The 7,689-nt window shown below is 67.1% G+C and carries 8 protein-coding genes; 1 reads left to right on the top strand and 7 read right to left on the bottom strand.

Annotation, left to right across the window (positions count from 1 at the left end):
• Positions 1–67: 67 nt before the first annotated feature.
• From LL06_RS20840 to LL06_RS20810, 7 genes are all read right to left on the bottom strand, one after another.
• Entirely contained in the window at positions 68–1,063 is a 996-nt protein-coding gene (locus LL06_RS20840) for an alcohol dehydrogenase catalytic domain-containing protein (protein ID WP_035531294.1), read from the bottom strand.
• On the bottom strand, positions 1,060–1,818 hold the full coding sequence (locus LL06_RS20835; RefSeq protein WP_035531291.1) for an SDR family oxidoreductase: 759 nt from the start codon (positions 1,816–1,818) through the stop codon (positions 1,060–1,062). Before LL06_RS20835 ends, LL06_RS20840 begins: the two co-directional genes overlap by 4 nt.
• A 1-nt stretch (position 1,819) precedes the next feature.
• Complete coding sequence (gene hisD / locus LL06_RS20830; RefSeq protein WP_035531289.1) at positions 1,820–3,136, bottom strand: histidinol dehydrogenase; 1,317 nt, start codon at positions 3,134–3,136, stop codon at positions 1,820–1,822.
• Between the two features lie 31 nt (positions 3,137–3,167).
• Entirely contained in the window at positions 3,168–4,496 is a 1,329-nt protein-coding gene (locus LL06_RS20825; protein WP_035531287.1) for a TRAP transporter large permease, read from the bottom strand.
• 10 nt (positions 4,497–4,506) lie between these two features.
• Positions 4,507–5,022, bottom strand: coding sequence for a TRAP transporter small permease (locus LL06_RS20820; protein WP_244447198.1), 516 nt, complete (start codon positions 5,020–5,022; stop codon positions 4,507–4,509).
• Between the two features lie 109 nt (positions 5,023–5,131).
• On the bottom strand, positions 5,132–6,283 hold the full coding sequence (locus LL06_RS20815; protein WP_035531285.1) for a TRAP transporter substrate-binding protein: 1,152 nt from the start codon (positions 6,281–6,283) through the stop codon (positions 5,132–5,134).
• Positions 6,280–6,510, bottom strand: a complete 231-nt coding sequence (locus LL06_RS20810) for a hypothetical protein (protein WP_035531283.1) — start codon at positions 6,508–6,510, stop codon at positions 6,280–6,282. The genes LL06_RS20815 and LL06_RS20810 overlap by 4 nt, the downstream gene beginning before the upstream one ends.
• A 108-nt stretch (positions 6,511–6,618) precedes the next feature.
• Here LL06_RS20810 and LL06_RS20805 point away from each other — a divergent pair, with 108 nt between their 5' ends.
• Positions 6,619–7,653: a LacI family DNA-binding transcriptional regulator gene (locus LL06_RS20805; RefSeq protein ID WP_035531280.1), complete on the top strand. Its 1,035-nt coding sequence runs from the start codon at positions 6,619–6,621 to the stop codon at positions 7,651–7,653.
• Positions 7,654–7,689: the final 36 nt, after the last annotated feature.

Here is a 7,689-nt window from a genome sequence, read left to right as displayed (position 1 = left end):
CAACGCCGACATTGTCCGCGTGATCATGAACCAGCAAATGGGGGGTCCCCATGGCAAATCTCCTTTTTCAGGGTTTGAGAATGATTTTCGGGGCGGACGCCCGCCCGTCGAGAATGGCGGAAAAGGCCGACGCGCCGTCGGCGAGCGGGCATATCTCGGCCCAGTCGAGCGGTCCGAGCCGGCCGTCGAAGATCGCCGCGGCGGTGTCGCGGAAGTCCTGCGGCGTATAGGTGTAGGCGCCGATGAAGGTGATTTCCTGCAGCGTCATGCGGCGGATGTCGAGCCCGGCGGAGGCGTCGCCGAGACCGATATGGACGATCACGCCGCCCGGGCGCGCGGCGCGGCTCGCGGTCGCGCGCGTCGCGCCGAAACCGACGCCGTCGATCACCAGGTCGTAGCCGCCGGGATCCTCCGCCGCGATCGCGTCGGGGCCGGCTATGGTGAAGTCGCCGGCGGATTTAAGCGCCGGGACGCGGCGCGGATTGGCCTCGCTGATGGTGACGTCGGACGCGCCTTGCGCCTTCAGCGCCAGCGCCGCACCGAGCCCGATGGCGCCGCCGCCGATCACCAGGCAGCGGGCCCGTTCGAGCGGAAGGTCCAGTGCGCGGGCGCCGAGCCGGACGCCATGCCAGCCGCAGGCGAGCGGTTCGGCCAGGCAGGCCTTCTCGAAGGAGACGCCGCCCGGGATCTCGACCAGGTTTTCGGCGGGAATGGCAATGAATTCGGCAAACGCGCCCTGGCGCGGCGCCATCGACAGGATCTGGCGCTCAGGGCACAGATTGTTGCGGCCGGCCTTGCAGGCGCGACACTGGCCGCAGGTGGCGAGCGGATTGACGGTGACGCGGCTGCCCGTTCCGGGGCCTTCGACGACGACGCCGGCGGCCTCATGGCCGAGGATCAGCGGCGCCGGGCGGCGCTCATCATGGCCCAAATAGGCATGCATGTCGGAGCCGCAGATGCCCACCGCCTCGACCCGGACCAGGCATTCGCCATCGGGCAGGCGCGGCGCGGGCTCGTCGCGATAGGTCAGGCTCCTGGGTTCGGTGTAGACGAGCGCTCTCATTTGGCCGTGTAGCCTCCGTCGACGAAGAGCACCTGGCCCGTGACATAGGCGGACGCCTCGGAGGCGAGGAACAGCAGCGGCCCCTCGATGTCCTGCATCTCGCCGTTGCGGCCGATGCAGGTGGCGGCGGCATGCCGGGCCGCGACCGCCGGATCGGCGAAAACCGGGCCCGTCAGCTCCGTATGGAAGAAGCCCGGCGCCAGCGCGTTGGCGTTGATCCCGGCGGCGGACCAAGCCTCGGCCATGGCGCGGGTCATTTGCTCGACCCCGCCCTTGGACGCGCCATAGGCGATGCCGTTGGCGAAGGCCCGGCGCGACTGCAGCGAGGCGAAATTGACGATCCGGCCCCAGCGTTTTTCCCGCATCGCCGGAACCAGCGCCTGGGCCAGGAAGAACGGCACCGTGAGGTTGAGCGCGATGGTACGCTCCCAGCCGTCGCGCGTCACCTGATCGGCCGGCTGGCGCAGGTTGAGGCCCGCGGCGTTGACGAGGATGTCCGGGGGACCGAAGGGGGCGCATGCGCGCGCGGCGATCGCCGCGAGATCGGCGTCCGACGCAAGGTCTGCCGTGACCGCAGCCGTCTCCCCGCCCGCCTCCGTGCGCCACCGGTCGAGAGCCTCGGCGCGGCGGGCGAGGCCGACCACGCGCGCGCCGGCCCGGACGAGACAGCTCGCCGCCGCCCGGCCGAGGCCGGAGCTGGCGCCAGTGACCAGCGCCACCCTGCCCTCAAGGTTGAACATGTCAGATGCTGCCATCTCAGATGTCCCGGTCGGTGCCCGAGAGGTCGAAATTCTCGCCGGGGAAATATTTCCTGAGCCGGATGTCGGCGGTGCGGGCATGGCCTTCCATGCCTTCGAGCCGGGAGATCCGCGCCGTGGCCTCGGCGATGGATTTCGAACCCTCTCGCGTGGCGCGCTGCCAGGTGACGATCTTCATAAACTTGTGCACCGAAAGCCCGCCGGTGTAGCGCGCGGCGCCCGAGGTGGGCAGCACGTGGTTGGTGCCGGACGCCTTGTCGCCGAAGGCCACGGTGGTCTCCTCGCCCAGGAACAGCGAGCCGTAGCAGCCGAGGCGGGCGAGCCACCAGTCGGGATCGGCGGCCTGCACGGTCAGATGCTCGGGCGCGTACTCGTCCGAGGTCGCCGCCATTTCCTCGCGGCTGTCGCAGAGGATCACCTCGGCGAAGTCGCGCCAGGCGGCGGCTGCATTGTCGCGGTTGACCTCGGGCAGCGTGGAAATCAGCTTCGGCACCAGCGCCATCACCGTTTCGGCCAGCGCCCGGTCGTCGGTGACCAGCCAGACCGGCGAGTTGTAGCCGTGCTCGGCCTGGCCGACGAGGTCGGCGGCGACGATCTCGGCATCGGCGTCCCTGTCGGCGAGGATCAGGCTGTCGGTGGGGCCCGCGAACATGTCGATGCCGACGCGGCCGAACAGGATGCGCTTGGCTTCGGCGACGAACTGGTTGCCCGGGCCGACCAGGATGCCCGAGGCCGGCACGCCGAACAGGCCGAAGGCCATCGAGGCTACACCCTGCACGCCGCCCATGGCGAGGATGGTGTCGGCGCCGCAGAGATCGGCGGTGTAAAGGATCGCCGGGTGGACGCCGACATCGGGGCGCGGCGGCGAGCAGACCGAGATGTGCCTGCAGCCCGCCACCCGGGCGGTGGTCACCGTCATGATGGCGGAGGCGACATGGCTGTAGCGGCCGCCCGGCACGTAGCAGCCGGCGGCCTCGATCGGGATGGTCTTCTGGCCGGCGACGAGGCCGGGCACGATCTCGACCTCGACGTCGCTCAGCGTGGACTTCTGCGCCTCGGCGAACTTGCGCACATTGTCGTGCGCGAAGCGGATGTCGTCCTTGAGCTTCTGCGGCAGTTGCGATGCGGCGCGCTCGATCTCCTCGCGGGTGACGACGATGTTGCCGGTGTAGCGGTCAAATTTCTCGGCGTAGCGCCGCGCCGCGTCCTCGCCGCCGGTCTCGATCTCGTCGAGAATGGCCTGGACCGTGTCGCGGACGGAGCCGGAATCGGTGGACGAGGTTTTTGCGGCTTTCTTGAGATAGATGCGGGACATGTCCCCGGACCTCCTGTGAATGGGTATCAGACTATTTGTAGATGTCGGGCAGCAGGGTGGTGGACAGCGCCGGGACGAAGGCGATGATGAGCACGACGACGAGCATGAACAGTACGAAGGGGATCGCCTGCCAGGCTATCTTCAGGATCGACTCGCCGGTAATGCCAGAGACGACGAAGAGGTTGAGCCCGAGCGGCGGGGTGATGAAGCCGACGCCAAGCGCGGTGATCATCATGACGCAGAACTGGATCTCGTTCATGCCGATATTGTCGGCCAGCGGCTTGAGGATCGGCGCCAGGATGACGATGTTGGGCGTGGTCTCCATGACGCAGCCGGCCGCGATCAGGATGAAGATCATCATCAGGATGATGACCGCCGGATCCTCGCTGAGCGAGGTCACCGCCAGCACGAAACCCTGCGGAACGCCCATGATGGCGAGCGCTTCGGCGAGCGGCGCGGAGAAGGCGATGATCGGCAGGATCACGCCGTTGACCTTGGCGGAGCCCAGCAGCATGGCCGGGAAATCGGCGAGGCTCAGCGTGCGCAGCATGAAGCCCATGGCAATGGTCACGACCACCGCCGTGGCGCCCGCCTCGGTCGGCGTCAGCCGGCCGGAGAAGATGCCGTAGAAGATGATGCCCGGCACGATGAAGGCGTACCAGCCGGATTTGAGCGCCTTCAACAGGTTCGCGCCCCACTCGCGGAACGTCATCGGGTGGCCGCCCTCGTAGTGATAGATGCGGTTGACGACGAGGTTGGTGACCAGGATCGAGATGAGGATGCAGATGCCGGGAATGAGCGCCGCCAGGAACAGGGTGGAGGCGGAGATGCCGAGCACCAGGCCGATGATGATATAAGCGATGGAGGGCGGGATGAGGATGCCGGTGCAGGCGCCGGCGGCGACCAGCGCGCAGGCATAGGGGCGCGGATAGCCGCTTTCGACGAGGCGCGCGATGGTCATGCGGCCGACGGCGGCGGCGCCGGCGGCATCCGATCCGGAAATGGCCGCGAACATGCCGCAGACCAGCACCGTGGCCGAGCCGAAGCCGCCCTTGGTCCAGCAGGTGAGCGCTTCGGCGACATCGAGGAACTTGCGGCTCAATCCCGTGCGCACCAGCACGTCGCCGGTGAGGATGAACAGCGGCACGGCGGTGAGCGCGAAGGCGTCGATGCCGGTGAACAGGCTTTCGCCGACCGCGCTCAGCGGCATGTCGCCCGACATCGCCAGCATCAGGATCGCGCCTGCGCCGATGGCCGCCCAGACCGGCACCGCCAGCGTGATCAGCGCGACGAAGAGCAGCACGGGGGCGTAGAAATCCCAGCCCAGTTCCACGGTCTGATTGAGTTGTTGCCACAGCATGAACTAGCCCTCAATCAAACAGCTGTTGGCCTTCATAGACGGGTGTGCCGTCACGAAAGCTCTTGAAATCGCGAACGAGCGACTGGAACAGGCGCCAGAGCATGATGGCGAAGCCGAGCGGCACCGCCATCAGGAACCAGACCATCGACACCCGGAGGCCGGCGCTGACAGAGCCGAACTTGGCCGAGACCAGCACGGTTTCGAACGACCAGTAGAGCGCGATCACCGCGACGACGGCCATCACCAGGTCGCCGAAGATGTAGAGCGCCGCCTTCGCCCGCGGCCCGAGGTAATGCATCATCACGTCGATGCGGATATGGCCGCGCTCGCGCACCGCCGCCGCAGCCCCGATCCAGACCAGATAGATGAAGGCGTAGCGCACGACCTCCTCGCCCCAGATCGAGGAATAGGCGAAGACCTCGCGGCGAAGCACTTCTATCGCCATGGTCACCACGAGAAGCACGTAGAACATGAGCAGCGCCCAGCGTTCCAGGTTCCTGTCCAGCGCGATGAGAAATTTCGACACGACGCCCCCTTGCGGCCTGGGCTCGAGAAAGCCCGTCCGCCTGAGTTGTTGACTGGGTGAGAGCTCCGCCGCCGGGCCTTGGCCTGCGGCGGAGCCATAGGCGGAAAACTCAGGCGTCGTGGACGTAATATTTGCCCTGCGTGCCCGCGGCCTCGACCAGTTTGTCGAAGGTCTCCATGGAGCCTGCGAGTTCGGTCTTGAACCCGTCCCATTCGGAGCGCTGGTAGCCGACCGTGTCCTTCCACTCGGTGAGCTGCTCCTCGGTGAGCGAATGGAACTCGACGCCGGACTTGGCCATCTCGGCCATGGCGAAGGCGCGGGCCGAGGGCACCTTGGCGAGGTTCTGGTGGAAGCTCATTTCCGAGGCCCAGGCAATCGCCTCCTGCACGTCGGCGGGCAGGGTGTTGAACCATTCGAGATTGCAGGCATAGGCCTGGCTGTCGGGCACGGCCTGGGTGAAGGTGACATGGCTCAGGATGTCCTTGAAGCCGAAGGCATAGAGCGCGCCGACGGAAGGGTCGAGCGCATCGGCCACGCCCTGCTTGATGGCGGACGGGGTTTCGCCCCAGGCCACCGGCGTCGGGTTGGCGCCGCCCATCTGGTAGAACTGCTGCAGCATCTTGGAGCCCGGCACGCGGAACTTGACGCCCTTGAGGTCGGCCGGGGTGATGATGGCGTTGCCGCCCTGGCGCACGGCCATGACGCGGGGATCGATGCAGAAGTAGAACATCGGCTTGAAGCCGCGCGCCTCGACCAGCGCGTCGACTTCCTTCTTCCAGATGTCGGACGTCACCAGATTGACGAAGCGCTGGTTGGCGCCGCAGAAATAGGGCATGTTGATGAGGTCGACGGCGGGCGCGAAGGGGGCGAAGTTGGACAGCGAGAACTGGCCGGCATTGACCGTGCCGCCCTGCACCTTCTGCGCCAGCGCCGAGCCGATGCCCAACTGCCCGCCCGGGGCAAGCTTGACATAGATCTTGCCGTTCGAGGCGTTCTGGAGGTTTTCCTTCACGTCGAGCTGCATCATCGGGTAGCTGCGCGAGGTGCCGATCACATATTCGGTGGCGAGCGTCATGATATGCGCCGCGGCGGCCTCGCGGTCGCTCTCTTCCTTGGCGGTCTGGGCCACGGCCTCGTCGGACCACAGCGTGCCCGCCGCACCCAGCAGCATGGCCGCGGTGAACGCGCCCGCACCGGTCAGTTTGAGAAAATTGCGCCTTTCGGCGGAAGCCAGTTCGTCCTGAATCTTCGTGTCGGTCATCGGGTTTCCTCCTCCCCATTCATGATTGATGTCTCGCCGGGTTTTACTTTCGCTTCGATGAGAAGCAGGCCGGCGACAAAGAAGCCGCAGGAGAGCGCAAGCAGCAATGCCTGCGCCACGTCGGACAGGAAGGCGGCGCGAAAGAAAGCGCCTGCCGTCACATCGGCGGCAAACAGCGCCATAGCCAAGCCCGCCATCCAGAATGCCGGTTTTTCCGCTTGTCTCATGACCCCTCCCAAGGTTTCAACCATTGCAATGTAAGCGCTTACATGTTGATATGCAAGCACCTATATCATGCATCAGGTCATTATTTGTGTAGGATAGCCGGGGTGGCGATGAATGAACATGCAAAACCAACGCTGGACGATGTGGCGCGCGCGGCCGGAGTGTCGACCGCGACCGTGTCGCGCTGCCTGAATTCGCCCGACCAGGTGATCGCGCTCACGCGCGAGCGGGTGATGCTGGCCGTCGAGAGACTTGGCTATACGCCGGATTTCGGCGGGCGGGCGCTCGCCTCGCGGCGGACCAACACGGTCGGCGCCATCATTCCGACCATGGACAACGCCATTTTCGCGCGCGGGCTGCAGTCGTTCCAGGAAACCCTTTCACGCTTCGGCAAGACGCTGCTGGTGGCGAGCTCCGGCTACGACCCGGCGCGCGAGCGCCAGCAGATGGAGGCGCTCGCCGGGCGCGGCGCCGACGGGCTGCTGCTGATCGGCTCGGCCCGGCCCGAAAGCAGCACCGAATACCTGCGCCGCCGCGGCATCCCCTTCGTCGGGGCCTGGAACCTGGGCAGCGGCGACGGCTGCTTCGTGGGCTTCGACAATCGCGCCGCGGCCGCCCGGCTGGCCGAGATGGTGATCGCCCGGGGGCATCGCCGCCTGGCGATGATTGCCGGCATCTCCTACATGAACGACCGCGCGGCCGACCGGACCGCGGGCGTGCGCGCGGCGGCGGAGGCAGCGGGCATTGCCCCTGCGGACCTGCCGGTGATCGAGGCCGCCTACACCTTCGAGGACGGGGCCCGGGCGATGGGCGAGCTGATGAAGGCGAACCCGCGTCCGACCGTGGTGATGTGCGGCAATGACGTGCTCGCCGTGGGCGCCATGCAGATGGCGCGCGAGCTCGGCCTCAAGGTGCCGGGCGACGTGTCGCTCACCGGCTTCGACGATATCGATCTCGCCGGCGTGGTCGATCCGAAACTGACCACGGTGCGGGTGCCGCACCGGCGCATGGGCGAGGCCGCCGCCGAGATGCTGATCAAGCTGATCACCAAGCAGCCGGTGGAGCGCCGGATCGAGATCCCGACGGCAATCATCGAGCGGGGCACGCTGGGTCCGCCGCGGGCGGATTCCGGGCACAAGGGCTGATCCGGCCTGCGCCGGGCCGGCCCGGCCGCTCCTGCG

The organism is Hoeflea sp. BAL378 (assembly GCF_000759435.1).
Lineage (GTDB): Bacteria > Pseudomonadota > Alphaproteobacteria > Rhizobiales > Rhizobiaceae > Hoeflea.
Note: the sequence above shows the minus strand (reverse complement) of the source record. Positions and strands in the feature narration are given on the sequence as shown.

Bases quoted from the DNA above. Each gene is read 5' to 3' on its own strand.
- hisD (WP_035531289.1), bottom strand. From the start codon at position 3,136: ATGTCCCGCATCTATCTCAAGAAAGCCGCAAAAACCTCGTCCACCGAT.
- LL06_RS20815 (WP_035531285.1), bottom strand. From the start codon at position 6,283: ATGACCGACACGAAGATTCAGGACGAACTGGCTTCCGCCGAAAGGCGC.
- LL06_RS20810 (WP_035531283.1), bottom strand. From the start codon at position 6,510: ATGAGACAAGCGGAAAAACCGGCATTCTGGATGGCGGGCTTGGCTATG.
- LL06_RS20805 (WP_035531280.1), top strand. From the start codon at position 6,619: ATGAATGAACATGCAAAACCAACGCTGGACGATGTGGCGCGCGCGGCC.
- LL06_RS20835 (WP_035531291.1), bottom strand. From the start codon at position 1,818: ATGGCAGCATCTGACATGTTCAACCTTGAGGGCAGGGTGGCGCTGGTC.
- LL06_RS20840 (WP_035531294.1), bottom strand. From the start codon at position 1,063: ATGAGAGCGCTCGTCTACACCGAACCCAGGAGCCTGACCTATCGCGAC.
- LL06_RS20825 (WP_035531287.1), bottom strand. From the start codon at position 4,496: ATGCTGTGGCAACAACTCAATCAGACCGTGGAACTGGGCTGGGATTTC.